This is a genomic window from Bradyrhizobium sp. 147 (assembly GCF_023073935.1).
Lineage (GTDB): Bacteria > Pseudomonadota > Alphaproteobacteria > Rhizobiales > Xanthobacteraceae > Bradyrhizobium.
Window position 1 is genome coordinate 220,004 of record NZ_JADPKL010000025.1, and the last position, 26,649, is coordinate 246,652.

18 protein-coding genes and 3 pseudogenes are annotated in these 26,649 nt (G+C 57.4%); 7 read left to right on the plus strand and 14 right to left on the minus strand.

What is annotated here, in order from left to right:
* Positions 1 to 7: 7 nt before the first annotated feature.
* The 3 genes from IVA87_RS07835 to alr are packed head-to-tail and all read left to right on the plus strand — an operon-like array spanning position 8 to position 2,597.
* On the plus strand, positions 8 to 349 hold the full coding sequence (locus IVA87_RS07835; RefSeq protein ID WP_247333243.1) for a cupin domain-containing protein: 342 nt from the start codon (positions 8 to 10) through the stop codon (positions 347 to 349).
* A complete protein-coding gene (locus IVA87_RS07840) occupies positions 346 to 1,434 on the plus strand; it encodes an FAD-dependent oxidoreductase (protein ID WP_247333245.1) in 1,089 nt (362 codons plus the stop codon). The genes IVA87_RS07835 and IVA87_RS07840 overlap by 4 nt, the downstream gene beginning before the upstream one ends.
* An 11-nt stretch (positions 1,435 to 1,445) precedes the next feature.
* Positions 1,446 to 2,597, plus strand: coding sequence for an alanine racemase (gene alr, locus IVA87_RS07845; protein WP_247333247.1), 1,152 nt, complete (start codon positions 1,446 to 1,448; stop codon positions 2,595 to 2,597).
* A gap of 123 nt (positions 2,598 to 2,720) precedes the next feature.
* Here alr and IVA87_RS07850 read toward each other — a convergent pair.
* A pseudogene (locus tag IVA87_RS07850) lies at positions 2,721 to 3,906 on the minus strand (IS3 family transposase).
* Between the two features lie 293 nt (positions 3,907 to 4,199).
* Here IVA87_RS07850 and IVA87_RS07855 point away from each other — a divergent pair.
* Positions 4,200 to 4,430 (plus strand): hypothetical protein, encoded by a 231-nt coding sequence (locus IVA87_RS07855; protein WP_247333250.1) that lies wholly within the window; start codon positions 4,200 to 4,202, stop codon positions 4,428 to 4,430.
* Positions 4,431 to 4,988: 558 nt separating this feature from the next.
* Here IVA87_RS07855 and IVA87_RS07860 read toward each other — a convergent pair.
* The 3 genes from IVA87_RS07860 to istA form a co-directional block, all read right to left on the minus strand.
* Positions 4,989 to 5,411, minus strand: coding sequence for a hypothetical protein (locus IVA87_RS07860; protein ID WP_247333252.1), 423 nt, complete (start codon positions 5,409 to 5,411; stop codon positions 4,989 to 4,991).
* Positions 5,412 to 6,974: 1,563 nt separating this feature from the next.
* Positions 6,975 to 7,835 (minus strand): IS21-like element helper ATPase IstB, encoded by an 861-nt coding sequence (gene istB, locus IVA87_RS07865; protein ID WP_276576806.1) that lies wholly within the window; start codon positions 7,833 to 7,835, stop codon positions 6,975 to 6,977.
* Positions 7,835 to 9,142, minus strand: coding sequence for an IS21 family transposase (istA, locus tag IVA87_RS07870; protein WP_247333254.1), 1,308 nt, complete (start codon positions 9,140 to 9,142; stop codon positions 7,835 to 7,837). The genes istB and istA overlap by 1 nt, the downstream gene beginning before the upstream one ends.
* 493 nt (positions 9,143 to 9,635) lie before the next feature.
* Here istA and IVA87_RS07875 point away from each other — a divergent pair.
* Both IVA87_RS07875 and IVA87_RS07880 read left to right on the plus strand, forming a co-directional pair.
* Positions 9,636 to 9,916: pseudogene (locus IVA87_RS07875) on the plus strand (helix-turn-helix transcriptional regulator).
* 133 nt (positions 9,917 to 10,049) lie between these two features.
* A pseudogene (locus IVA87_RS07880) lies at positions 10,050 to 10,987 on the plus strand (LysR family transcriptional regulator).
* Positions 10,988 to 11,206: 219 nt separating this feature from the next.
* Here the strand turns inward: IVA87_RS07880 and IVA87_RS07885 are convergent.
* Together IVA87_RS07885 and IVA87_RS07890 are read right to left on the minus strand one after the other, a co-directional pair.
* Positions 11,207 to 11,746, minus strand: a complete 540-nt coding sequence (locus IVA87_RS07885; protein ID WP_247333256.1) for a DUF2285 domain-containing protein — start codon at positions 11,744 to 11,746, stop codon at positions 11,207 to 11,209.
* Between the two features lie 405 nt (positions 11,747 to 12,151).
* The gene (locus IVA87_RS07890; protein ID WP_247333259.1) at positions 12,152 to 12,418 is read right to left on the minus strand and encodes a DUF2285 domain-containing protein; all 267 of its coding nucleotides are present in this window, start codon (positions 12,416 to 12,418) and stop codon (positions 12,152 to 12,154) included.
* A gap of 647 nt (positions 12,419 to 13,065) precedes the next feature.
* Here IVA87_RS07890 and IVA87_RS07895 point away from each other — a divergent pair.
* On the plus strand, positions 13,066 to 13,344 hold the full coding sequence (locus IVA87_RS07895) for a helix-turn-helix transcriptional regulator (RefSeq protein WP_247333260.1): 279 nt from the start codon (positions 13,066 to 13,068) through the stop codon (positions 13,342 to 13,344).
* Between the two features lie 180 nt (positions 13,345 to 13,524).
* Here IVA87_RS07895 and IVA87_RS07900 read toward each other — a convergent pair whose 3' ends face one another.
* The 8 genes from IVA87_RS07900 to ectB all read right to left on the minus strand — a co-directional run bounded on the left by IVA87_RS07900 (position 13,525) and on the right by ectB (position 26,512).
* Positions 13,525 to 14,868, minus strand: coding sequence for an LLM class flavin-dependent oxidoreductase (locus IVA87_RS07900; RefSeq protein ID WP_247333261.1), 1,344 nt, complete (start codon positions 14,866 to 14,868; stop codon positions 13,525 to 13,527).
* Between the two features lie 688 nt (positions 14,869 to 15,556).
* On the minus strand, positions 15,557 to 18,028 hold the full coding sequence (locus IVA87_RS07905; RefSeq protein ID WP_247333262.1) for a CoA transferase: 2,472 nt from the start codon (positions 18,026 to 18,028) through the stop codon (positions 15,557 to 15,559).
* A gap of 790 nt (positions 18,029 to 18,818) precedes the next feature.
* Entirely contained in the window at positions 18,819 to 19,601 is a 783-nt protein-coding gene (locus tag IVA87_RS07910; RefSeq protein WP_247333263.1) for an SDR family NAD(P)-dependent oxidoreductase, read from the minus strand.
* Positions 19,602 to 19,772: 171 nt separating this feature from the next.
* Complete coding sequence (locus IVA87_RS07915; RefSeq protein WP_247333264.1) at positions 19,773 to 21,059, minus strand: aminotransferase class I/II-fold pyridoxal phosphate-dependent enzyme; 1,287 nt, start codon at positions 21,057 to 21,059, stop codon at positions 19,773 to 19,775.
* 530 nt (positions 21,060 to 21,589) lie between these two features.
* The gene (locus tag IVA87_RS07920) at positions 21,590 to 22,921 is read right to left on the minus strand and encodes an aspartate aminotransferase family protein (protein WP_247333265.1); all 1,332 of its coding nucleotides are present in this window, start codon (positions 22,919 to 22,921) and stop codon (positions 21,590 to 21,592) included.
* Between the two features lie 269 nt (positions 22,922 to 23,190).
* Complete coding sequence (locus IVA87_RS07925) at positions 23,191 to 23,901, minus strand: hypothetical protein (protein ID WP_247333266.1); 711 nt, start codon at positions 23,899 to 23,901, stop codon at positions 23,191 to 23,193.
* A gap of 416 nt (positions 23,902 to 24,317) precedes the next feature.
* Positions 24,318 to 25,208, minus strand: a complete 891-nt coding sequence (locus IVA87_RS07930) for a crotonase/enoyl-CoA hydratase family protein (protein ID WP_247333267.1) — start codon at positions 25,206 to 25,208, stop codon at positions 24,318 to 24,320.
* 41 nt (positions 25,209 to 25,249) lie between these two features.
* Positions 25,250 to 26,512, minus strand: coding sequence for a diaminobutyrate--2-oxoglutarate transaminase (ectB, locus tag IVA87_RS07935; protein WP_247333286.1), 1,263 nt, complete (start codon positions 26,510 to 26,512; stop codon positions 25,250 to 25,252).
* Positions 26,513 to 26,649 lie beyond the last annotated feature (137 nt).

A 26,649-nucleotide genomic window follows, 5' to 3' on the forward strand; every position in this document is an offset into this window, starting at 1 on the left:
AGACCCTATGAAGAATGCACAGCTGATTACCTTAGGTGACATCACGGTCTACAGCCCTGGCGTACTGATGCAGACTGTCAAAGGATTAGGCGATCCCCAGACCACTTGCCCCGTCGACCTCATTGAATTCCGGTTGGATCCGTTCGCCGCCTCGACACCCCATTCCCATCCTGCCACGGAGATCTGGCGCATCACGAGCGGCTACGGCCAGGTCATAACCGAGGATGCCGCTTTGCCAATCAAGGCAGGCGACCTTGTGTTTCTGCGACCAGATCGGATCCATCATTTGGAAAATCTCGCCAACGAGATTCTAAGCGCTCTGTCTATCTCCTGGATGGCAACTCGATGACGAACGAGACCTACGACCTCGCGATCATTGGCGCCGGCGTCATGGGCCTCAGCGCTGCCTTCATCGCAGCGCGTAATCGCCCACGGGACAGACTCGTCATCTTCGAACGAGATATCGTTGGGGCAGGCGCCAGTCGGTTTGCGCCCGGCATCCAAATCAACATCTGTCGTAACGAGAGGGAAAGACAGCTCATCAATCATAGTTCGAAATTCTGGCAAGGGATCTATCCCCATGGGCTTTGGCCCGTCGGTCGCAACTGTGATGTGTTTTGGCTGGCACGTAATCCCAAAGAGCTCGCGCGTCTGAGTAGCGTGGGCGGTACGACCCCATCAACCTCTTCCGCACTGAAGCAGAGGCTTTCCTCTCTGCCCCATTTCTTTGTTCCCAGCGATACCGCCGTGGAACTGGATCGGGGTTCTTACAGTCCAGTAGATCGCATTGTTCAGGATCTGGCCCAAAGGCTCAAGGCAGCCGGGGTCTCTCTGTACGAACGGACATCTATTAAAGGGATACGGCAGGGACCAAGCAATATTCTTCTTCAAACCTTGGATAATAGAGAACTTTTGGCGAGACGGGCCGTCCTCGCAATTGGTCCATGGCTACCCGATTCACCGTTGCTTGCGCATCTCACAGACACACCGCGATTGCGCGTCAAGAAGGTCGTCGCGCTTCATCTCGCGGCACGCCCTACCCCCAAATGTCCAATGATCGGCTTGTTCGATGATTACGCTTTCCTCATTCCCATGATTGAGGAAGGATACTGGCTGTTCAGCTTTACCTCGCAGGAATGGGATGTGAGGGCGGACACCGATGAGCTGCATGTCAGCTCGGCTGATCTTGCGCGTGCAACCGCGATCTTGGCCAAGTGGTTCTCGTGCGACGTGCCCGCGGTGGCATCAGCACGTGTGTTCTGCGATTGCTACTCCGACGATGGGGTCCCGTTCTCCCGCCCAGCCAATACTGTCGCTGGTCTGCAAATTATTGGCGGTGGTGCAGGCAATGGGTTTCGTTTTGGGCCCGGATGTGCGGAAGAGGCAATAAGGTCCCTGTATTTCCCGTATCGCGGTGTCGTCACCACGACATGATGTGAAGGCTTATGCCTGATACGATCAATATCGAAGCAAACCTCCCTCATGATCTTGCGGACATCGGTTATGGCGAGACCTCGAGATCGACCATGATTGTTGATCTGAGCGCCATTCGATCCAATTATCGGAAACTTCAGGCGCTTGCGCCCCGCAGCAGTTGCGGCGCAGTTGTCAAGGCAGACGCCTACGGTCTCGGCGCGGGACGTATAGCGCCGTTCCTTGCTGACCTTGGCTGCACGCATTTCTTCGTAGCCAATGTCGAGGAAGGCATTGCCATACGCTCTGTGCTACCATCATCTGCCAAGATCTACGTGCTTCACGGCGTGATGCCAGGTATGGAGCCGGCTGCCGAGCAGCATGATTTGTTGCCCATCCTGAACAGCAGGCAACAGTTGGATGCATGGCTGCGGCATTGCCGACGTCGCAATCGAGCGTTGCCGGCGGGTATCCATGTTGATACTGGCCTGTCTCGGCTGGGTTTTCCCATGGATGAGTTGCAGGCACTCGCCGAGAAAGAAATGGGGTTGTCCGAACTAACCACAGCGCTATTCATGAGTCAGCTTGCTTGCGCAGAGTGGAAAAATGAGGTCAGTCGTCAACAATTACGTCGCTTTCGCAAACTGACCCATTTGTTTCCGAAAGCTATTCTTTCTCTTTCGAACTCGGCAAGACTATTCGCCGGCCGTCAATTTCATTTTGACCTGATAAGGCCCGGTGGGGGGCTTTTTGGCTTTTCCACATCCGATCACCCCTGCTTCAAGCCCTCGCAAGTCGTCAGTCTGCGAACGCAGATCATTCAATGCCGTGAACTGACGCATGGGGAAGCTATCGGATACCATATGTCGTACAAGGTGAAGACACGGATGCGTGTCGCCACCGCATCTATCGGTTATGCCGGTGGATTTCCGCGTATTCTGGGCAATCGGGGGCACGTCTTCATACGTGGTACTCGTGTGGCAATCGTCGGCTTCGTGTCCATGGACCTCATGACCATCGACGTAACGGAGCTGCCCACAAGCTGGACTCTGCCCGGCAGCTTGGTGGATCTGATCTGCCCAGAGCAAACTGTGGAGGATTTGGCTTCAGCGGCGAATATGCTGAGCGATGAACTGACCACCGGGATCGGGCCCCGGTGCCGCAGGCTTTATGTTCAGTGTTGACGAGATGTCCGATGACCTCCTCCGCACCTAATCTAAGCAATTCATTCGACCAATCTATTTGGCCGCCGAAGGCATGCGCCTCATCCGTCCGGTCTCTCTCCTCAGTGACCTGCCACTGAATTTTTATCCAGCGGCAGTTAGAGTCTCGGGGTTTTGTACGCCAAGTGGCGCGGGTGGAGCAACGGACGATCGGCGGAGCTGGTCGGGGTTGCGTAGCCGATCGTCCGTTGCGGTGAGGTGGGCGGCGTAGGCCGCGGGGCTCAGGTATTTCAGCGACGAGTGGGGCCGCTGGAGATTGTAGCCGGCGACCCAATTGGCGATCTTGGCGCGCGCGTCGTCGAGATCGAAGAACAGGGTCTCGTTGAGTAGCTCATCGCGCATCCGGCCGTTGAAACTCTCGACGAAGCCGTTCTGCATCGGCTTTCCCGGTGCGATGAAGCGCCAGTCGATGGCCGCGTCCTTGCACCAAGCCAGCATGGCGTTGCAGGTGAACTCGGTGCCATGGTCGGACACGATCATTCCTGGCTTGCCGCGTCGCTCGACGATCGTCGTGAGTTCGCGGGCCACGCGCCGCCCCGAGATCGACGTCTCCGGAATGGCGCCCAGGTATCCTTGGTGACGTCGTCGACGATGTTGAGGATGCGGAAGCGTCGGCCATTGGCGAACTGGTCGTGGACGAAGTCCAGCGACCAGCGGGCATTTGGCTTGGCCTCGACCAGGATCGGGCCCCGGGTCCCCACGGCCTTGCGGCGAGCACGCCGCTTGCGGACGGTGAGCCCTTCCTCGCGATAAAGCCGGTAGATCCGGTTGATTCCCGATGGCTCGCCCTCCCGCCGCAGCAGGACGAACAGGCGGCGATAGCCGAAACGCCGCCGCTCGTTGGCGAGATCGCGCAATCGGCCACGCAGAACTGCGTCCGGCGGGCGGCTGGAGCGATAGCGGATCATCTTCCGATCCGCATCCACGATCGAGCAGGCCCGCCGTTCCGACAGGCTCATGACGGCCTGCAGATGCGCGACCGCAGCGCGCTTGGCGGCGGGCCCTACCATTTTTTTGAAAGGAGCTCGCGAAGTGCGGCTGCATCGAGCATCTGCTCGGCCAGAAGCTTCTTCAGCTTCCCGTTCTCCTCCTCCAGGGCCCTCAACCGCTTCGCCTCAGAAACATCCATGCCGCCGAATTTTGCCTTCCAATTGTAGATCGTCGCCTCGGAGATCCCGTGCTTGCGAGCCAGATCGGCCGTCTTCGCCCCCGCCTCATGCTCCTTCAGCACCGCAATAATCTGCTCTTCCGTGAACCGTGCTCGCTTCATCTGTCCGTCCTTCTTCGGGCCGGACTCTAACTCCTTCTGGAGGAAATACTCAGTGGCAGGTCATCAGATCTGATAGGAGAACTCCGTTCCCGTTTGAGCTATTCCTTCCAGGCCACGCAGCGAAGGCCACAGCCGACTGGTGGCCAATAGCCACACTTTAAAGTCGTAGATGCTGGTTCTCGAATGCCGCGATGTGAGTAGCACCAAAGCTCAACAATCGCTTTACGATCCCTAGCCGGAGCACCTCCGAAATGGATTGTTCCACATGAATGTGAGCTGTCATCGCAAAGGACATGATGATTCAGGTCCTCGCCTCCCATTCAAGTGACTGCGCTCCGCCGATTGTGTTCGTCGGGAAAAATCGGGCCGGTAACTGGGTTGCCCGTGAACAACAGGGCGCGTTTGGCGGGTTTTTTATCAACCGCGCTGAAGCTCTGAAATACGCTCTCTTCAAGAACGGACACCATCCAGAGAGCATCATCGAAGCGACGCGTGAGATCGAGCTTGATATTCCCAGCCCGTGAACTGCAGAATATAACAATGTGATCGTTCTTCTGCACCTGCTGACCACTCAAAGCCGGGGTCACTCGTTCATCATCGCAGGTTCAACCGCGGCCAGCCGATTTCTTCAGCGAGCCCACTTCAGCCTTCAACTAGGCAGCCCAGAGGCTTTCTTCGGAGCCCGTGTCGGACGACAATCATCCGCCGATCATTGCTTCCGCTCGATGCGCGTGTTACATCGTTACACAGCTGAGCATGAGCCACTGCTGACCAGCTGAACGGCTGAGCTCCAGTCAGCGCGCGAGCCTGTGCGGCCGCTTTGATAGATGGCCGACATGCCAACGCTTCTGCGGCCCGCCCTATTAGAGCCGGGGGAGACGATTCAGTGACACTCGATGGATAATTCGATCAAAACCCCCGTGCCCATCTTGTGCGGTGACCAAGTATCAATGCGCTCCCAAGACCTTAAGCGTCGACTGCATCGTCGCGCCCAAAAATCAACAGTGACACCCCGCAAGCACACACACGGTACGCTTCACCGTGACGCGCTCCGACGGCGCATACTCGCCGAACGCCTCTTCTCAGAACTGATAGGAGAACTCCGTTTCCGTTTGAGCTATTCCTTCCAGGTTGAGCCGCCCAGCCAAGAACACAGCCAACTGCTGGCCAACAGCCGAACTTTGAAGTCGCTGATGCTCGTTCCAAAAGCTGCGATGTGGGCAGCACGATGGATCGACAGTCGCATGACGATCACAAGCCGGAGCACCTCCGCAATGGATTGTTTCACATGAGTGTGAGCTGTCATGCCCACCGAGGAGCATGGTGATTGAGATCCTCGATTCCCGTTCAAGCGCCTGCGCTCCGCCGATTGTTTTTGCCGGCAGAAATCGTACCGCTAACTGGGTTGCCCGCGAAAGCGGGGCGCGTTTGGCGGGCTTCTTATCAACCGCGCTGAAGCTCTGAAATGTGCTCCTTTCAAGAACCGACACCATCCAGAGCATCATCGAAGTCGCGCGTGAGATCGAGCTCGATACTCCTAGGCCGTGAACTGCAGAACACGAAGAATTGACCGCCCTTCTGCATCCGCCGAGCCGTCGAAGCCTTGCATTCGCTAACCGATGTTCTTGAACGTGCGCACCTCAACCTTCAAGTAGGCAACCCACAGGCTTTCCGCCGGAGGTTTTCTCGGCCGACAATCACCGGCCAATCATTGCTTCCGCTCAATGAGCGTCCCATCATTATGAACCTGAACTTTAGCCGTCCTGTCTCGTTCGGTGCGACGATTTAAGATGAGAGAAGGAGGAACCATCGACTGTTCCATTTGGCACGTGCTTCATTACGCAAGCATAGCGCACGACTCAACGAAACTAGTCGGCTTCACCTGCATCGGGCTATCTCGAGGTGGAATGCGTTCGCGGGCTTAACGCCATCTCATTCGCAGCGATACTCAGAAACTCCCGGATCGCGGCGTGCGCCGCAAACATATTCAGCTCGTGGCTCGAATCCGCTAGATCATCGAAGAACGGAACCTTGGCATTGGTGGTCCCGCGAATGGCAGTTCTTAGCTAGCTAAGCTTCGTAAGATCGCCGAACTTGGTTGAACCCGCAGAGCAGAGCGCTAGAGTACCGTGCAACGTCGACCAGCACCCACTCTCGGAATGCGTTTACTTTCTCTAGTTGCGGTCTTCGTGTCCGTCCCACACCGTGTACGCCGCCGATGACCACGACTTCAGTACCAAAGCCGCTTCGGATCACCACACTTTCAATTTGCGACGGGTGTACAACCGCCGCGTCCGCCGCAGGGCGGACGGAACGATCACAACGTTGACATTGGGATCCGACCAGACGTCAAGCTCTCAAGCGCGTTACGCGCCGATGATCTCACCTCGCCTAGTGGTACGCGGCGCCCCGCAATGCCGATCGGCGACGAAATCGAAGCACGCCCTATTCATAGTAACAACGCCTGTATTATGGCTATACAGCTGCGGACGTGTAATTCGCATCGTATTCCGCCGCAGCAACCACAGTCGCCCCTTACATTTCGCTAGATCTGCATCAGCGGCAACGGAACCGCGGCCGTTACTCAATGAGATGCAGACGCCGCGCCCGCGGACGTGATCACACTCGGTCAGGGCGAATCCGATTTCGAAACCTCATTTGCTGCCTGCGAGGCCGGCATCTGCGCAATCCACGTCGGCCGACGAAAGGCACCGCGCTCGTAGGGAGCAGACAGCTGCCCCGGCCAGTCAGCGAGATTTCAGTCGCGATCACGGGCTCAATTCCAGTATCGATTAGACCATATTTTTGCGGCGCGAAGCAGGTCGTTTTCAACGCGACGTTTGCAAGCCTCGGGACTGGGGCAACAATGACCGGCTGGTGCGTTCTGTACGGCATAGGACCTTTGACCCTTGTCGAGGCCAATCAATCTCGTCCAGAGTCGAACCTTTTCCCAAAGGAGCTCGATCGCGCAATATGCAGCTGTCGAGACGCTGTCCGGCCTTCAGGGTGTCAAACGCCATCCGGAACTGCCCCCTTTGCGTCATGAAGAACTGCCCCCACCATCGGGATTATGATCTCGGTTGAAGGTTGTTTCCGCCGGTGACGGGCCGGAGGGAGGCGGAGCCGACCGGAGGGCCGTCACCGGCGGTCGGCGTCTTGATGAGGCCGCTTTTGCGCTTGGCGCGGAGCCGGTAGCTGTCGCCGCGGATCGTCAGCACATGGCTGTGGTGCAGGAGCCGGTCGAGGATCGCGGTGGCGACCACGGGATCGGCGAACACTGCGCCCCATTCGGCAACGCTGCGGTTCGACGTGATCAGCATGGCGCCGGTTTCGTAGCGCCGGCTGACCAGTTGGAAGAACAGATGCGCCGCGTCAGGTTCAAGTGGCAAGTAGCCGAGTTCGTCGACGATGAGCAGCTTTGGTTTCGACAGCGCGAGCAGTTTCTCGTCCAGGCGTCGCTCGCCGTGCGCCTTGGCAAGACCTGCGACCAGCGTCGTCGCCGTGGTGAACTGCACGGTGTACCCGGCCAGGATTGCCTCTCGCCCCAGCGCGATCGACAAGTGCGTCTTGCCGACGCCTGGCGGCCCGAGCAGCAGCACATTCTCGCCGTTGGCGATCCAACGTGACGCGGCAAGATCGCGGATCTGCTTTGGATCGATTGACGGCTGCGCCTCGAAGTCGAAGCCAGCAAGCTCCTTCACGGCCGGGAAGTGTGCGAGCTTCAGCGCCATCTCGATGCGGCGATGGTCCTTGCGTGCGATCTCTCGCTCGCACAGCAAGATCAGCGTCTCACGCGCCGACAGGTTCGCGCGCGCCGCCTCGTCGAGCAGGCTGTCGAGCTGATCGCGGATCCCGGAGAGCTGCAATCGCGCCAGCATGGCATCTAGCGGATCGGTCGTTGCTTCCATTACCTTTTTTGCCCGCGTCATCAAAAGCTTCCTCCGACCACGGCTTCGTATTCGGCAAGAGGACGTAACAACGACGGCGGTGAGGACGGCGCCAGCACCGCCGCCGCGATCTCCGCTCGGCGGACCGCGCCATTGCGACCAGCAACACCATCGAGATGGGCGGAGTCGATGATCCGCAGCCGGCGACCCTCCGATTGCTTGTGGACCGCAACCTGGTGCAATCCATGGCGGATCCGCACTTCGCCGGCCGAGATCGTTACCGCCACGCGCTCGCCAATCAGGCGCCACGGTACTGAGTAGCTGTTCGTGTCGATCTCGACGGCGCAATCATTGCCGACGACGCGGGTCAGTTCACGCAAGGATCCGAACGAGGGCTGCCCGCCGAGCGGCTTCAACCGATGTATCTCGTCACGCGCGAAGCGGATGATCGGCGCCTCGCCGGTCGTGCCGTGGATACGAACGTTCGCAACCTCACGCTCCCATCTGTCGAGATGCGCCTCGAATGCTTCCCAACTTGGGAAGGAATGACCGGCGATCGCGTTCTTCTTCACGTAGCCGACGCCGTTCTCCGTCTTGCCCTTCGTGCGCGCCCGATATGGCGCGCAGGCGCGAGGGCGGAAGCCCCAATGTTTTGCGAAGGCGATCAGCTTGTCGTTGAACTGAACCGACCGGCTCACCGCGTCGTGGCGCACCACAAGCGCGCGTGGATTGTCCATCAGCACTTCCTCCGGCACACCGCTGAAGGTCGTGAATGTGCTCTCGAGCCCGGCGAACCAATGCTCCTGCCTCTCGGCCCGGAACGCACGCACATGGAGCCGTCGCGAGTGTCCAAGCGTTGCCACGAACACGAATGCCTTGACTTTCGCCCCTCCGATCTCGACCAGGCGCTCCCCGAAGTCGATCTGCAGCTGCCGGCCCGGCGGCGTCTCAAATCGCGTCGTCGCCAGCGCCTCCGCCTTCAGCGCTTGGCGATAGGGTTGCACGGCGCGTTGCAGTGTCCGCCGGCTGACGGCCACGCCTTTCTCAGCCAACAGGTCTTGGCGCACCACGTCGGCATTGCGGCGATGCCGAATGAGCCTTTCGCGCAGCCAACCCTCAAGGCCGTCGAGACGCTTCGGCCGCTCAGGCGACTTGAACGGCTTCACCCCGCCCGCCGCCACATAGTCCTTCACCGTGTGATGGCTGCAGCCCAGCTGCCGCGCAATCCGCTTCACGCCCCACCCGCACGCCCTCAGGCGCATCATCTCCGCCACGTCATCCGGCGTCTTCATCACCTGCCCCCGTGGATCATTCCACGGCGAGCCTTCAGTGATTCGTTCCCGCTTCATTCGGCCTCTCCTCAGCTATCCGAGGAGGGGGCAATTCCTCGTGACGCTGAGGGGGCAGTTTTCCATGGCGCGCGACATTCAGGGTTCATCTGAGGCAATTCGCGCGCCTTTCCGCACGCTGTCGCTGCAATCTCGATGGTTTGAGCCGGCTCATTCTTGAGGGCAGCACTCCATTTCGTTGAATGGAGGGCCATCGGCTCCCTCTCAGCTAGTCTAGTATCTTTGTCCTTGGCTCGGGGCCGTTCGCGCAAGTGGGGCAGCGGAATCGAACGGCTGCCGAGCCAGCGGAACGGCTGAGCTCCGGTCAGCGCAGCAAACCTGCGCCGCCGCAATTGATAGGGGCGACATACCAGCGCCTATGCGGGCTGCCCAGTAGCGTCGAGGCATGATTCGGTGACACTCATCGAATAATTCGATCGCCCCCCCAATTTCTTGACCATTTTATGTAGGTTATAGCCTGGTTTGATGACCATCGAAATGGCTGCTTTCGCGCATGAGAGCTCGTGCGCTTGTGGCTTACAATGTACGCCGGATCCGCGTCCAGCGCGGTATTCGCAAGAGCAATTGGCCTATGATGCAGGTGTTGATCGCTCCTATATGAGCGGTCTCGAGCGCCAACAGGCAAACCGGACAATCGATCTTCTCGATCGCCTTGCCGAGACTCTCGACGTTGCTGTCTCCGAGCTCTTTGTTCGGCCATCCAAGGGTGCGCCGCCACCCGCGACCTTACCTAAAGGTCGCAAGCCGAAGCCGACACGCCACAAAAGGACCTAGCCGCCCTGACAGCACCGAGCCGCTGACGCCGATCTTGTGCGGTGACCAAGTATTAATGCTCCCACGCCGATTTTGTGCGCAGCCGGCCCTTGATATGCGGCAATCCCGCTGTTGACATCGAATAATGTGATGGATGTTCATTCTGGCGCCGGAGCAGACAATGGCGGCTCAAGACGATGAAGTTCCTTTAAATGCCATCCGCGCTTTTGTGACCGTCGCACGCGAAGGCAGCGTCACGCGCGCCGCCGCCAGCCCGGGAACGACGCAGAGCTCGGTCAGCCGCTATTTGTCCTTCCTGCGGGACTATCTTGGTGCGGATCTCATTGAGCGGCGTGGGCGGCGCAGTGATTTGACCGAGTTCGGAAGGTTATTCGCTAACGCAGTCTCTGAACCGCTCGAGACAGTCGGCTTCACCGCCAAGAGAATGCGGCGGCGAGCGGCCGCAGGCACTAATCGGATTGTCGTTCGCACATCACTATCGGCTTTTGCTTTCTCTATTCTGATTCCAAATCTGCAAGCGTTCTCTTCTGAAGCGGGCGGCGTCATCGTGGACGTCGTGAGCTCGCTCTCGCCGCCGACATCTTCAGATGATTTTGGATATTTTGGTTACACGCGACCTGTCCGTCATCGAACCCGCCGACAGTTGGGAGATCTACAATGAGGATACGCGTTGGGCCACCAAATCTAGGCGCGGGCAGAGAGCTCTCCATCTCCATCGTTCGCTCAACCCCGATACTGAACATCACATCACGCCCCGACATCCTGCCCACATGGCTGAGGGCCATGAACCTGTCCTCAAACGACATACGAGCGGGCGCGCGCTATGATCACAACTATCTTGCTCTGCCGGCGGTCATGACAGGAAAATGCCTCCTTGTCGCATCGGAAATCATCGTCGGTGATCTGGTACGAGGGGGCGCTTTGCAAGTCATCCCCGGCTCACGCGCTCCAAGTGGCATGCAATATAGCGCCTATGCTGTGGATCGAAGCGAGCATCCCGAGATCGCTCGCTCTTTTTGCCGATGGGTGGCTCGTCTTTGCAAAAAGGTTGCACTTGCGCAGGCAGCCTGACCCCTAGCAGGCGCCCCCTATTCAAGTCGAGAGCGCTCAACTCGAGAAAACCTTCCGAGCAGAGTCGTCGAACCCTTCGAAGATAGCGCCTGTCGGTGGCAGCTATCCAGACGCCAGCGCGATCGATTGGCACGCAAAGATCTCATCCTATCCGCGATTGTGCCATGCCAGAAGAATTGGCTGCACAGAACGGAGGTGTGCCATTGATCGCCCAAGAGCTCATGAACTGTCGTTCCTGCGTCTTTGCTTGTGGAGGAATGCGCGGCAGCGAAGGCGCATGAGGCGCCGCCCCAGTTTAACAAGTCGAATGGTTCGTCTGCGCAAATCGTCTGTTTTCCAGCCCCGCTCAGCAATACGATGGCTTCCAAACAGGCGTTGCGCGATTTGGCGATAGCTATTTCCTTCCTGCCATCCATCCAGTGCGCGCAGCGCCAGGATCAGCCGCCGCTGCTTCAAAGCCGGCAAAGCAAGAGGAGGCGTGCCGAGCGGCCGATGCTCAAGCGCGAGATAAAATCGGCCTGCGGCCTGCAAGCGAAGCTCTAAATTCGCATCGAGCGGCAGATCGAGGATGACAGCAGACCCGCCCACGGGAAGCTTGCTCAGCAAAAGGCGATGGTTCGCGCCGCCGAGCGGCACGATTGCATGCCATCCGTCCGGCGCGCGACGCACCTCGCTGCCCGGCAGATTGGCGACGTCCAGCTGATAGCTCTTAGGCGCCATACGGTTGGCCGCCCGCACGGGCAGTACGGTCGACAGCACCTCGGGCGCCCAGAAGACTGCTTGCTTGTTGAAAGCCTCTTGCGGATCAGCTGGAAAACGAGAGCCCCCACTTCCGGCGGAACTGGCCCGCCGCTGCGCTTGAACGTTCGCGGCGAGATAACCGCCTATAATCCTCTTGGTAGTCGCGATCTCGGCGCAGCCACTCCCAGGCCAGGTCGGGCGCTTCTGCGCTCTTGAGGCCGCTATATGCCTCCTCAGATCTCCAATCAGTATTCGGCATCTCTCCGTTTCCCGCATGATCTTCACACGCGGCGAAGTGCAGCCGATGATTGTGGCGCTTTACGGCTGCACGCGTACCGTGCGCCCGCTTTGCATGCACTTAATCGATGGTAAGATCATCTTTTGCGATTGTTGGAATACTATTGATCCTGCTACCCGCCCTGTTCATTCTTTGGGCCAACCACCTCGGAGCAGATCACGACAGCCGTGGCTCGCTAGCCACTTGGCCCGAGCCAAATGACTTTCGAAGGTGCGTCGCGCGCGGTCAAGGGCTGTGTCAAGTCCCAGCACAATGCGCGCGATTTCGCGCCAATCTGCCTTGTCAGCGTCGGCATCGAGAAGTCGCATATAGGTGATAGCGTGCTCCGTGTCGTATGACGTGAGCTCGTGCGCGCTAGGCGCCAACTCTGCTATCTTCGGATCGGCCGGCACTCCCTGAAGCTCCTACCAAGTTGAAAACTCTATTGAAATCGGAGCAATGATAACGGACTCGGGGCCATTTTGGATTGCTCGATCGTCGCGGCCCCAAGCTATTTTTCCCCTAACGTTGTAACTGCGACTGCATATCGACTCACAATGACCTCGTTGCTCCATTCTCGGCATTTGTTCTTTGGTCAGCGCTGGATCTTTATTCGCAGTCCACACCGCCACTGGCCGCAGATTTGCCACACAGCTTAGGCCGTCCTTGCTCTTCACCCTTCCGAATCGGAATGGACGCCCCTCGTATTCCCGAGCCCTGGTGAAGATCGCGGCTTAAAGTCAGCCAAGCGGAATGAATTCGTTCACTTTTCGAGCTCTAGCTGATCCCCGCTCCATTTAATCGCGCCGCCCGAAACAAGCCGCGTTCCCTTTGGGGACAATTTCCTCTCCCGCCAGAAGCGAGCTGTCGCACGGTGAGCGCGCCTGTGATGGGTTGATGACATTCGAAAATGACAAACTCCATGACATCTCACGTCTGACCGTGGCCCGCTCCCTAGAAGCAACCATGTCAGAAGAGCAAACGGCATGAGTGTGAGCGTACCGGAATAGCGTGGCTATAACCGGTGGCTTCATAGCCGTCAGAATGACTGCCTTTGCGCATGAACGCTCGTGCGCTTGTGGCCTGGAATGTGCGCCGGATCCGCGTAGAGCGCGGCATTCCGCAAGACCAATTGGCCTATGATGCTGGGATCGACCGCTCATATATGGGGCGCATTGAGCAGAAGAAAGAGAACCCGACCATTGATCTTTTGGACCTCGCCGCGACTTTGGGTATTCACTTGTCCGAATTGTTCGCAGAGCCTGCTAACGGTGCGATGCCCCCGAAGCCGATGTCTAGGGGACGCAAGCCGGCCCGCCGGTGCCGGAATAGGAAGTAACTATTTCGGAAGGCCATGCTTGTAGCTAACCACGGGCGCAGACGAGCCGGAGCTGGCTCACGTGCCCGCTTCGAACCCGCGGCGGAGATTCCGAACCTGAGGCTTCAGCTATGCCGCATCAGCACGGTTTCGCTTAAACTGCGCTTAGCGCGCTCTGCTCCAAGTAGCCAGAAGCATGGCTTACGCTGCTCGCGTAAACTGATTGTGTGGCCGCTTGAGGCCGAGGTTTTCTCTAAGAGTCTGCCCGGAGCTTTTCGACCTAAACTTACCGCGGCGGCGCAATTCGGGAACGACGAGCTCCACGAAATCCTTGAGCCCGCTCGGAACGACGGGGGGAATAAGGTTGAATCCATCGGCCGCATATTGATCGAACGTATTGATCATGATGTCGGCTATCTCATTAGGCGTCCCTACCGCCATGAGATGTCCGCGCGAATCCGATATCAAGCGGATCAGCTGTCTCCAGGTCATTCCTTGGCGTGCAGCTACCTCGAGGAGCACCTTCTGGCGGCTCTGAATGAAATTCGTCTCGGGCAAAGTGGCTGGAACTAACGAGTCCAAATTGATGGCACGCAGGTCGGTGACGAACCCCAGCCACCGATCTGCCGTCTCCATCAGGACGTCTAGATCTGTATAGGACTGCAGTTTCTTAAGCTTATCGGAGGCCTCCTGCCTGGTCCTGCCAACAATCGGGACAATGCCAGGCATGACCAACACCTGATCGTCTGCGCGCCCCAGCCCGCGAGCCTTCTCCTTCAGATCTGTATAGTACCGCTTGCCGCTTTCAAGCAATGGCTGTGCCGTGAAGACGACTTCAGCAAATTCTGAAGCAAATTTGACTCCGGCCTCAGATGAGCCAGCCTGAACCAGTACAGGATAGCCTTGGGGGGGCCGCGCGATATTCAGCGGGCCTCTGACCGAGAAATAGGTTCCGCGGTGATTGAGGAAGTGCAGTTTGGCCGTGTTGGCGAAGATTCCGCTTTGCTTGTCACGAACGAAGGCGTCATCTTCCCAAGTGTCCCAAAGCCCCTTCATGACGCCTACGAACTCTCTGGCCCGCTCATAGCGCGCGTCATGCTCTGGAATTTCCTCATCACCAAAGTTTGCACCCTCGAACTTATTTCCGGAAGTCACGATATTCCAAGCGGCACGTCCGTGCGAGAGGTGGTCAAGCGAAGCGATCATACGTGCGAGATGATAAGGCTGGTGATACGTCGTGGTCGCTGTTGCAACAAAGCCGATATCTTTTGCTTGTGATGAAAGAGCCGACAACAGCGTGATCGGCTCAAACGTATCGTTTCGGCCTGCACGCGCTATGTCTGCATGATCTCGCTCGACGACACTTGGGCTGTCCGGAAGAAACACGAAATGAAATGCCGCGCCTTCGGCAAGAGCCGTAAGGCGTGCATAATGCTCGATATCTACCCCGCCAGTCTCCGGCACGCTTGGATCGCGCCACGCTCCCTCGATATATCCCGCCTGCAAGACGTATAATCCGAGCGCCATCTCACCATTTCGCGCCATGCCGTACTCCCCTTCTCAAGTGTCTCATGTTAGAGTCACCGGCCAATCGGCCGAAAACCCACATTCCAAGGTCTAACCGCCGCACCACGGTTTTTTCAGAACCTCACAAGCGAACAAAGCAGCGGAAGAAAGGCAGCGGCGGTACAGATTGAGGGTTGCTGCTGTACAAGCGCTCTTCTTTCACCCTAGGCCTTCGCGAACAAAGCCCGTTTCCAGCGGTTCGCTCTGTTGCCGCTGATGTCGAAAGTATAGGTGCCACGACCACACATTCGCATCAACAGCGAGACTAGTAGTTGACTTGAGCGCCACTGTTCATTCGGTCTGTGCAGTTTTCGCAAATAGCGGCCGACTTCCACCGCTCGACCTCATTTGTCTCGGCCTCTTACGAAGAGCGCCTGATCGACGCAGTAGCTGATGCATAGCGGCCTATCGTCTTTGCAGGCTACCTTATCATCCGGTCAGGAGACCGCCGCCGAACCGAGGCGGCTCCTCAAGTAAGGTGAGACTCCTTCAACAAGCGGGCAGCGCTTCGCCCCAAGTTAAGTACTTGGCGCACCAACTTGCGAACAAGAATCAAACGCAAGCGCAACTGCGCTATCGCACGTTCCGGCCTCACATTTAGCTGGAAAATTCCCCGCGTGCGCATGGGTTTATGGGGTCCTTAAACAGGCCGCATGTAAACGCAACGCTATGTCGTCGGAGCTTCTTCAGAGCGCCGTCTTTGTCTCAGCTCCACATCGGAGAGCATTTGCGTTCCGATGATGCCCTTCCCTTCGAGTTTCGAAATTTCTGCGTCGCAGAGCCCCAAAAGCCCGGCCACAATTTCCCTGTTATGCTCTCCCAGCGTCGGGGCTGCTCGGCGGATCGAATAGGGCCGTGCGCCTTCACGAATTGGGATCGACGACTGCGGGTGCCCACCGATGAAAGCGCGTTCAACGTGCTGAAAGAAGGAACGAGATCTTAGTTGCGAATCTTTCAATAAGTCGACGGGCAGGCGGACCACGCCGGCTGCGATGCGTGCTGCCTGCAGCAAGAACATCGCATGATCTACATCAAGCGTGCATGTCCAGGCTTCGATGGCGCTCTCGATTGTCTCCTCCATCGCACGGCGGCGGTCCGCAAGCTTGAGTGAGGAGTCAGCAGCCCAATCTGGTCGGCCGATCACGCTCGCAAGTCTCTGCCACATACCGGCGTCGGTGGCAGCTATCGCGATCCAGCTGTCATCTCCGGCGCAGCGGAAGCAGCCGTGCGGCACAAACTGAGGGTGCCGGTTGCCGTACCTTCTGGACGTACCGCAAAGTGATTGGATAATGATCCATGGAGCAGCAAGCGGCATCATGCATTCGACCTGTGCGAGATCAACAAACTGCCCCTCCCCAGTCTCGCGGGCGTGGATCAGTGCAACGAGAAGTGCAGCGCAACCGTTCAGACCCCCTATCGCATCCCCGAACGCAACATGGCTCATCACCGGTGGCCCGTTGACTGTTCCAACCACGCTGGGCAGCCCGGAAGCCTGCTCCAGCGTCGAGCCATATGCTCGGCAATCGCGAAGAACGCTGTTCTTGCCGAAGGCTGACATTGACATCACCACCAGGCGCGGGTTGAGCCTTTTCAACACTTCGTAGCCAAGCCCAAGCCTTGGCAGCACATCAACCGAATAGTTGTCGACAACAACGTCGGCGCTCTCTATCAGCCGCTTAGCAAGCGCAAGGCCGTCGGCTCTGGTCAGATCGAGCGTGATGCCGCGCTTATTTCGATTCATCATGCAAAAACGTAGCGTCTTCTCATGCATCTGACGATTCACGTAATCCGGCCGGCGATCAACACCGCGCCACCAGTCGGGGTACTGGATCGCCTCGATCTTGATCACGTCCGCACCAAGGTCGGCAAGGGTTCGCGTACACAATGGGCCAGCCCAGCCCATCGAAAAGTCGATGACGCAAGTTCCGAACAAAGGCTGTTCGGCCGGGCTGCCGGAGCCGCGGAATGTCGACGCTCCGTTAGTGAGCTTCGGTCTGGTATTCGTGGAAGATGAAGATTGCCGCTCACCGGGGGACGGAACCTTTCCGCCGCGGCGAGGTGGTGTCAAGGCCAGCCGCTGCATCGAGCCAGCGGTCAGCGCTCTTTCCTGGCCGAGCAGAATGGGTACGATCGCGCCACGCTCAATCTTCTCTTGATCCTGGAGAAGAGCGCTTATGTCTGGCACCGGTACAATCGGGATCTTGCGCTTTAGCCCTTCGGCAAACCACTGCTGCGCGGTCCGCCTCCTCAACCTTGGGATCACTAATCGTTCGATCTCCTCCATATGGTTCAGACGGTCGGCGCCCAGCACCAGGGCTGGATCGTCACGCAATTGAGGAAGGCCGAGCATGTCGCAGAACGCACGCCATTGTGCCGGGGTTATTGTCGTGACGCCGAGCCACCCCATTTTTGTTTCATAGATGCCGATAGGATAGTTTGGCCAGAAGCGATTGATGCCGATCCGATACATCACCTCCCCGCGCTGAAATGCTTCAAACAGCTGATACTCGCTGAGCGAGATGCAGGCTTCGAAAGAACTGACCGTGTACGACCGCCCTGCTCCAGTCTGCATTCGCGCAATCACTGCCGAGGCAGCGGCGATAAAGCCCCATAGCCCCGCCAAGATACCGACCTGGAAATCCGGCGCGTGCAAGGGTGGGCCCTCGGCCGGCCCAACCAGCTTGATGAGGCCGGCAAGGGCGCGAACGATCAAGTCACTCGCGCTGAATTCAGCATAGGGCCCGTCCTGACCAAACCAGCTCACGTCGAGGTAGATTAACGCTGGCCGCCGTTGCCGGATTGCGGCGACATCTACGGGCGGGCAGCTCGCACGGTCGATCTTGCGACCATCGATGAGGACATCGCAATCCTCAATCAAGAGCATGAGTCGCTTGGCCGCCTCCGGATCCGTAGGATTGATCACAATACTTGACTTGTTGAAGTTCAGGAACGCGAACCACGCACTCTGGCCGCCCGGCGTCAGCGGAGCGCTAGAACGAAGTGGATCGCCAGACGGTGGCTCGATCTTCCATACCTCAGCGCCAAAATCAGCAAACAGCCGTGCACAATAGCTTGCCGCAGCTGAGCTACCAATTTCGACCACTCGCAACTGCGACAACGCCTCTTTGGAGGGCTTCATTTTCTTCGGCCACAACTATGCTTCGGAACTCATTAGCCTGAGGATATGGTGCGCGTCACTCCCACGCCGCTCGCGAGAGCTCGATAGCCCCGGGTTTTCAAGCTATGACAGCTGGGACACGACCGTGACCATGCATATATTCGGATCCACCTGCTCGCCTTCCGCTGATGCTCAGCCTCCCAGCAAGGACCGTGCCGGCGCACTGTCCCAAGCAAACTCCTTTCCCACACAAGACGACGCATTGCTTTCGAGGGTTTGCCACCTCGAACTGCTGGTAACTCACAGCCGATGGATATGCGGGCTCATCCTGAGCTAAGGAATGCACTTTGAGATCCTACCGCCACATTAGGGCCCTCCTTAGGGCTGGGACACCGCACTACTGCCTCGACAGCCGCCGCATACTGATCGCAACAGCGGACTTCATCAAAAATTAAGATGACACCAGTCCTGGATGTCCCGCTGAGTTTACTTGACGGCCGACTTGGCCCTACGTGCAGGAGACGCTCGTGGGCCGATCGACAACATCGCACCCTCTTCACCCGAACATTCCTCTCCCTTCCACTTCAAACCGCTTGGCTTCCGACGAGCCTCGCGACCCTCGTCCAGGGTGTTCCATGCCGGTCTTCTTCCAAGTTCAAGTCTCGGCATGATCTGATAGAGCAGCGCGCCATCAATTCGACTACGGAGCGCAGGTGACGCACTGTAGTCGTGCACCTTCGTAGACGAGGCGATCCATCCACTCTCAAGTCGGCGCATGAGTCCGCTATTGCGTCACAACGACGCTCATCTGTTAGGCGGCAAATTCGCCACCTGTGATATCGATCGTCGCACCCGTAATAAAGCTTGCTCCCGGCGACGCCAGAAACGCAGCGAGGCACGCGACTTCCTCGGCCGTTCCGAAACGACCGACAGGAATGCGGGCGAGGGCGGCACGGTTTACGGCGGCCTCTGCTGGCCCAGTTAGATCACTGAGAACCCGACCCGGGGCAATACAATTGACCGTGACACCGTATGGGGCGAGATCACGTGCGGCAGCGCGGGTTAACCCGACCAAACCCGCCTTCGATGCAGCATAATGCGGACCAGCGATCATCGGCACGGCGCGGCCCGCCAGAGAGCCAACGTTGATGATGCGTCCATAGCCGTTTGAAATCATTGATGGCGCTAAGAGTTGCATGAGAAAGAACGGGCTGCTTAGATTGACATCGATGACTCTTGCCCATTCCTGAGATGACATCTGCGAGAGCCAGGGAACGTTTTGGTCCACGCGTTTCGGAGAGATGCCGGCATTGTTAACTAAAACGGTGACTTTGCCCCAGCTTTTGCGGACCTGGTCAACAAACTGGGTTACTTCGGGTTGCTGAGTGATGTCGACCACCCCTGCACAAATGCGATCTTCCGAGCAGCCGAAACCTTCTAGCGCATGCTGCACGTGCTTCGCTTGTGTCGCCACGAAGGCTACTCGATAGCCATCCGCCAAGAACCGTCGTACGATCCCAAGTCCGATCCCGCGCGCTCCCCCCGTTACGAGTACAACGCCCGGATCAGCTTCTCTCAGCTTATTTGCTACCATGGTTCATGGCACTCCGAAGCGAGCGTCTTTCTTTGCGACTTGGCGATCGAGAGTTGGCGCGCGAGAGACGTGTAGTGTCCACCAATCAATTGAATCTCATGTCCGCCGCGCGCCTCACCAAATGTACCTTGTTGCCGCAGTTCAGCTCCCTGACCTGCCGGCAAGGGATCATCATTGCGCCACACTCGTTACCCCTTGGTCGACCATGGCCTCCGGGACTCTGTCCAAAATGCAGTCACACAGCCGCTCTATGTCGCCAACGTCGTGATCTGCTGTAAGACACACTCGAATGCCTGCATTTCCTTGGGCAACGGTAGGAAAGAATATCACCGAGGTGTAAAAGCCCGCGTCGAGCAGCTCTCGCGCCACCGCAACAGCCTTCGCTTCCGATCCTATTGAAACCATTCGAATTGGAAGTGAACTGCCTTGCTCGATCGTAGCGATCCGACCATCAAAAACCTTGATGCGTTGCCCCAGCTGCCTTTGCCGTTCGCCAAGTTCCGGCGATCGATGGATCTTACACGCGCCCAGCGCCGCACCAACTGCTGCCAGATTTGGCGCCACCGAGAATGCATAAGGAATAGAGTAACGTCGAAACAGAGCTTCTTGCTCGGCCGTTCCCAACATCAACATGCCGCCGGATGCTCCGAATCCCTTGGCGAGCGAGGCCGCTATGATTGTGCGATCACCTAGAACGTCCGGGAACTGAGTGCGCGCAAATCCTTCTCCTTGGCGTCCGAATATCGATATGCCGTGTGCATCGTCAATATATAGAAACAGGTTATAACGTTCCTGGAGCTCGCGCAGCTCCTTGATGGGCGCGTTTCCACCCATCGAATAAACACCATCGCAAACATAGGCGACTACCGGGTGTTTGCGGCACAAGGATTCAAGAGCGTCAATATCATTGTGCGCAATGGTTTCCACTCGCGTTTCATCGGCAACCACCGGCTTGTGATAGGCGAGGGAGAGGTGAGCGTGACGATCAAACGCGACAACCGGCTTCGCGTCTCCTGTCAGCACGCCCGAAGCAAGAATTGGCATAGTGCCCAAATTTGCGAGCATGACGGTCGAAAAGGCGATCACACGCGCGCGGAACATGTCCGACAGGTTGGCCTCAAGCTCAGCCAGCAAATCGAAGTTGAGCCGGGTTCGCGCGCAAGACCAGTGCAGCGATCGATGCGCCTCTATTGCGTCGATCGCGCCAGCTACAATCATAGGATGATTGTCCAGACCTAGGTAGGAGCACCGCACAAAATCAATGATCTCCCGTCGATCATCAAGTGGACCGGTGCCTAGCGCAAATGCGCGTCCAGCCGTAGAACGTCCTTGAACAGCCATGAGACCGGCGGTGTGAGCTGCATCAAAAAATGGCCTGCTCTTGTTGATGACATACGCAGTGTTCCGAAAGTGTCGTTTCGGACGAGCACCTTCAGGAGGATTGATCTGCTGTCTCATGTCGCTCTCCATTCCTTTTGCAGGTGCGCGGTGCCGGCTGCCGAGCTTAGGCACAGGACGTCACTCGGCTTAGCCGGTCGGAATTCAGGGCTCTCCAGTACCCCGAGAAACAGCCATCTCGGATTTCAATAGCTGAAACCAACTAGCATAGCCCGGCCGCTCAGGAAGCTACTAGATCAAATGGGCCGCTCGAGAGCGCAAGTGTGTGCGACTTAGCCCTGTCTGGTGGAATGGGCTATCGCCCTGTAGCGCCCCCCGCCCTTTCAACGCGATATGGGCCGCATCGGTTTGTCACTTGTCATTTAAGCAGACGTCTGAGCGCGCGATCTGCGAGCCAGCACTCCAGTGTTACCCAAAGCCAGGGACAGCAGGTTTGCTGAGACTCATTTCCCAGCAACACACGCGCCACACGCGACGATTGCTGCACGCAATTTCATGGCCTGAATGGCTCGCATCAAAGACGCCAGTGCAACAATGCGCCACGCATGTCGAAACATGGTGCGCACTCCTCAGTGGCCTCCGGTGCTCCTCTAGTTCATCCAGCACGCCCGGTCATTATCGAGAAAGCCGGCAAATACGTCGATAACGAACTCTGCATCAGCGTGTGTCATTGGTGTTGACATCGACGCGGTGCCACCATGCGGTAAGATGACGCCGTTCTCAGCGAAGAAGTTGCTAAGCTCATTCATAAGCTTAGATGCGCTGGGCGATGCCCACGCGCCGCGATTGTCATTCGGGGCGACAGTCATTGGATGAATGCGAAAGAGAGACGCGGCTCCAGTGACGCAGAGCGGCGCCCTCGCTTTTGAGATGGCTCGCGCAATCCCGTCCCGAACAAAATATCCGAGCTCGTCAAGCTTTGCGAAAGCCGCATCGTCTAGATGCTTCATTGCTGCAAGACCAGCTGTAATAGATAAGGGATTGGCCGAAAATGTCCCGCCCTGTGGAAGTAGAGGCCGGCCCGCTGATGCGTCGAATACTCTCATCACCTCTTCGCGCCCTCCGATTGCTCCAATTGGCAGACCACCACCGATGATCTTGCCCATCGTGATGATGTCTGGAATGAGGCCATACAACGCAGAAGCCCCCCGAAAACTCTGCCGGAGATTTAGAATCTCATCAGCAATCACTAGAATCCCATTCTCACGAGCCGCGTCCTGAATCGCTGCAATGAACTCAGGCTTTGGCGCGGTTAGACCACCGCGGCTTGGCATCGGATCTACAATGATTGCAGCAAGGCTTCGGCCATGAAATGAAAGTAATTGGCGTGCGTTCTCGGCATCGTTGAAACGAAACACCATGACTTCTTTCAGTACGCTCGCAGGCATCCCACGATAGAACGCCGTCGATCTCGGGGCTGCAGGATCACCCCAATTGTCCGGAGTTGCTGCGAGACTCACCTCGGCCCAGTCGTAAGCGCCATGATACGCGCCCTCGAGCTTGGCTATCTTGGAACGGCCGGTGAAGGCACGTGCAGCCTTGATCGCAAACATCACGGCCTCGGTACCCGTGTTGACAAAGCGAACGCGTTCAACCCTCGGAATCCGACGGCAAAGTAATTCGGCGAGTTCGATCTCAACTTCCGTGGGATTTGCGAAACAGGTGCCGAGTTGAAGTTGGCGCGTCAGCGCTTCCACCACCGGCGGGAACGCGTGGCCGTGAATTAGCGTGGTGAAATTGCCATTTAGATCGAGAAACCGGTTATCGTCGACATCGTATAGATAGCTGCCTATTCCGCGCTCAATATAGAGCGGGCTCGGATTCCGCTCAATTGTCACTCGTGAGGTGCCATCGGGGAACACCCGCCGCGCGCGAGCGAAACTCTCTTTTGATCTTTGCCCAACTTGCGAGAGTTCCACCATATTCGAACCTTGCTGGTATGCCGCCCCCCGGCGGAGAACTAGTATTCACCTTCAAGCCACCCTTATCTTACCAATTGCGATCGTCCAGGGAGTCTCCACGTTCTTTCGCAACATCTAGTCACGGGTTCGTTAGGGGGCCCTTGACGACCAGATCGTGGTCCGGCCAGGCGCCGATATCGCGCCGTACGGTCAGCCGCAGACATTTTCAAACCGCATTCCGCCTTCTATGCTGCACGTTGAGCCACGCAGATAGCGCAACTTATACCCCTTCACGCGCACAAGGCCACCTCGCTTCTCTCGTCGCGATTGACAAGACCTTCCAACTCGTCACCAGTTAGCCAGGCAATGAGATCGTCGGCTACAATATTCTCTCCTACCAGATGCAGCACCGATCCGCCTGCCTCCCAATGCAAATGTCCGTATTGCGCCAAAACGCCCTTAGACAGTAGCCAGCGCTCTGGAAGTCCAACGACGAAGTCAGGTGCCCACATCGAGAACGACACGCCACGTAGTACTGCAGCCATGATCTCTGGCATGCCCTGTCCTCGAAAATCTTTGCGCAACCAAAAATCTCCGTGGTACGCGACTTTTCCATTGATTTTCTTTGCACTTGGCGCCGCGCAACTACAACGATCTTGAGGGTGCCCCTGTGTCGCAGGATCGCCATAGAATACCCTCAAGGATTCAAGATGCTCCGCAAAATTGCTGTTCGAAAGATCAAACAGCCGTGCAGCCTGCACAAGCACCACTTCATTGTTTTTATCGAGGCCGATCATCCAATATCCCTCCCCTTTTTCAATGGGCGAGCGATCCGGGCGGAACGTCGGATATGTCGGCACTTTAGTGGCAAGCGCCTTCGTAATTGATACGTACTTGTGAAAATCAAATCCTATTGAAAGCTTGATGCCTTTCTGCGAGGCGGCCTCGTCATATCCTCGAAGGAAGCGGGAAACGTTCAAAGGATTAACTACTCGTTTCATCTGCAACTTATCCCATCCTGATCAGTCGCCGCACAGTCTGATCGTCAAGTACAGGGTACAAGTTGGCCGCGGAGCGGGCCACTACCAACTCCGGTGAGGACAACGGAGAACGGGAATTGACCGGTACAACCAACATCTGGCGGCCAGGGACATGAGTTGCAGGGTTTCCAATTGCTCAATCCTGCTATGTGAGAACACTCCAGTCCGAAGCTAGAAGCGCGGCTGCTACAAGACTTCCTTCTCTAAGAATAAACGGCTTTCCGGTTAATGCGCCGTGAGAGCCAGCTGAATTAAAAGGTCGATCAATTCCGCGCTCTCGGGTGGCAGCCAATGGAAGGCCACCGCTGTCCTGCTCTTGTTGACGGACTAATTTGTTCAGGCGGCGAGGCGCCGGCCGCACACCGAAAGACACTCGCTTACTCGTATTCCCGCTCCTTCCACCAGGGAAAGAAGTCCGGCAGATCGGCCGGTACTCGATCTTTAAACACCGCCGGCCGCTTCTCCAGGAACGCCACAACGCCTTCCTTGGCGTCGGCGGAGCGACCTCGCGCGTACATGCTGCGGCTTTCGACCTTATGAGCTTCCATAGGATCATCGGCGCCCAACATGCGCCACATCAGCTGCCGGATCATCGTGATCGACACTGGCGAGGTCTTGTCCACTATCTCGTGGGCGAGAACACGCGCGGTCAGCAATAGCCGATCGGCGCGCACGATCTTGCTAATCAGGCCGCCGGCGAGCGCCTCTTTCGCTGTAAATATTCGCCCGGTGTAAGACCACTCGAGTGCCTGAGCGATGCCGACGACGCGTGGCAGAAACCAGCTAGATGCCCCTTCTGACACCAAGCCACGCTGGGAGAACACAAAGCCGAAGCGTGCGGCGTCGGACGCGATCCGAATATCCATCGCAAGCTGCATGGTGAGGCCCATGCCGACGGCAGGTCCGTTCACAGCAGCGATTACAGGCTTCAAACACCTGAAGATCCGCATCGCAATTTTTCCGCCGCCGTCACTGACCGAGGGGTCGCTGTAATCAACCTTTCCATCGGGCAACCGTTTCACTGGCCCGCGCCGTACGTCACGATCGAACGTGTCGGCTCCCAGCGAAAGGTCAGCTCCAGCGCAGAAGCCCCGGCCTTCGCCGGTCACAATAATCGCAAGGACGTCATTGTCTCCGTCGGCGCGGTCGAAGGCATCTACAATTTCGCGTTCCATAACGGAGTTGCACGCATTGAGCTTCTCGGGACGGTTCAACGTAATCGTGAGGATTTGCTCAGAAATCTCATATTTGATCGTCTCGTACGCCATAGCATTCCTTTCACCTGTTAAGCACGCAGTTTTGGCCCTGGTCACGATGGCCTAGTCTGTTTCAGCGCTTCGTCCAAGGAATGCTCGAATATCTCAAGCCCGTCATTGAGCGTTTCAGAGTCGATCGTGAGTGCAGGCAGGAATTTAACAACCTGATCGACAGGTCCACATCGTTCCACCATCAATCCTTTTTCAAATGCCTTGCGTGCAGTAGTTGCGGCAAGTTCGGGCGCTCCACAATCAAACCCAAACGCCATTCCACGCCCACGAACGGAGAATCCGTTTCCATACTGGGCTGCTATAGACTCTAGCCGATGGCGCATAAGTTCTCCCGTTCGATGAACACCATGTGCGAAGATGTCGTCCCGCCAGTAGAGGTCTAGCGCTGCCGTTGCAGATACCAGCGCCAGATTGTTTCCTCGAAATGTGCCGGTGTGCTCTCCCGGCTGCCAGGCGTCACACTCCTCCTTGATCAACAACATGGATAAGGGCAGACCGAACCCACTCAGCGATTTCGACAAAACAACAATATCGGGCGACAAGTCGGCGAATTCGAAGCTAAAAAACTCGCCTGTGCGGCCACAGCCCATCTGGATGTCGTCAACTATGAGCAGCGCGCCTGCGTTCTTTGCGATAGCTTGGATCGACTGCAGCCACTCTTTGCGAGCTACGTTTATGCCCCCCTCGCCCTGAACCGTTTCAAGAAGAATGGCCGCCGGATAATCAACGCCACTGCTCTCGTCCCTTAACAGTTTTTGCAAATAGTCGGCCGCGTCAGCGTCTGCCCCAAGGTAACCATCGTAGGGCATGAAAGTTGCGCCTGACAAGGAGACGCCGCTGGCTTTGCGATAAAAGCGATTACCGCTGGCAGCGATCGCTCCCAAGCTCATGCCGTGATAGCCATTGGTGAAAGCGATTATGTTCTGACGTCCTGTGACTTTGCGCGAGAGCTTTATTGCTGCCTCGATAGCATTTGCGCCAGTTGGCCCTGTGAATTGGAAGCGGTATTGCAGATTCCGCCTTCTAAGAATGACGGAGTTGAAGGTCTCTATGAACTCGAGCTTCGCTGGCGTGGCCATGTCTAGACCGTGGACGACGGCATCCGACGCCAGATAGTCGGCAATGGCAGCTTTGAACCGACGATTGTTATGACCGTAGTTAAGGGTTCCAGCACCGCAGAGAAAGTCGACGACCTTTCGGCCATCGTCCGTCAGCATGATTGAGCCGCACGCCCGGCAGAAAACGGCAGGAAAGGAACGTGAATACATGCGAACGCCGGATTCAAGCGCTTCCAACGCTTGCATTTTGCGTGACTCGCTTATCGCTCCAGCCATGCGTCGCTCCTCCGACAAGCGAGTGCATAGAAGAACAGCACCCTTAACTCAGCGCGATTGCGCTTTCTCGCGGCATTTCTCTCAACTCATTTACCTGAGACGGGACA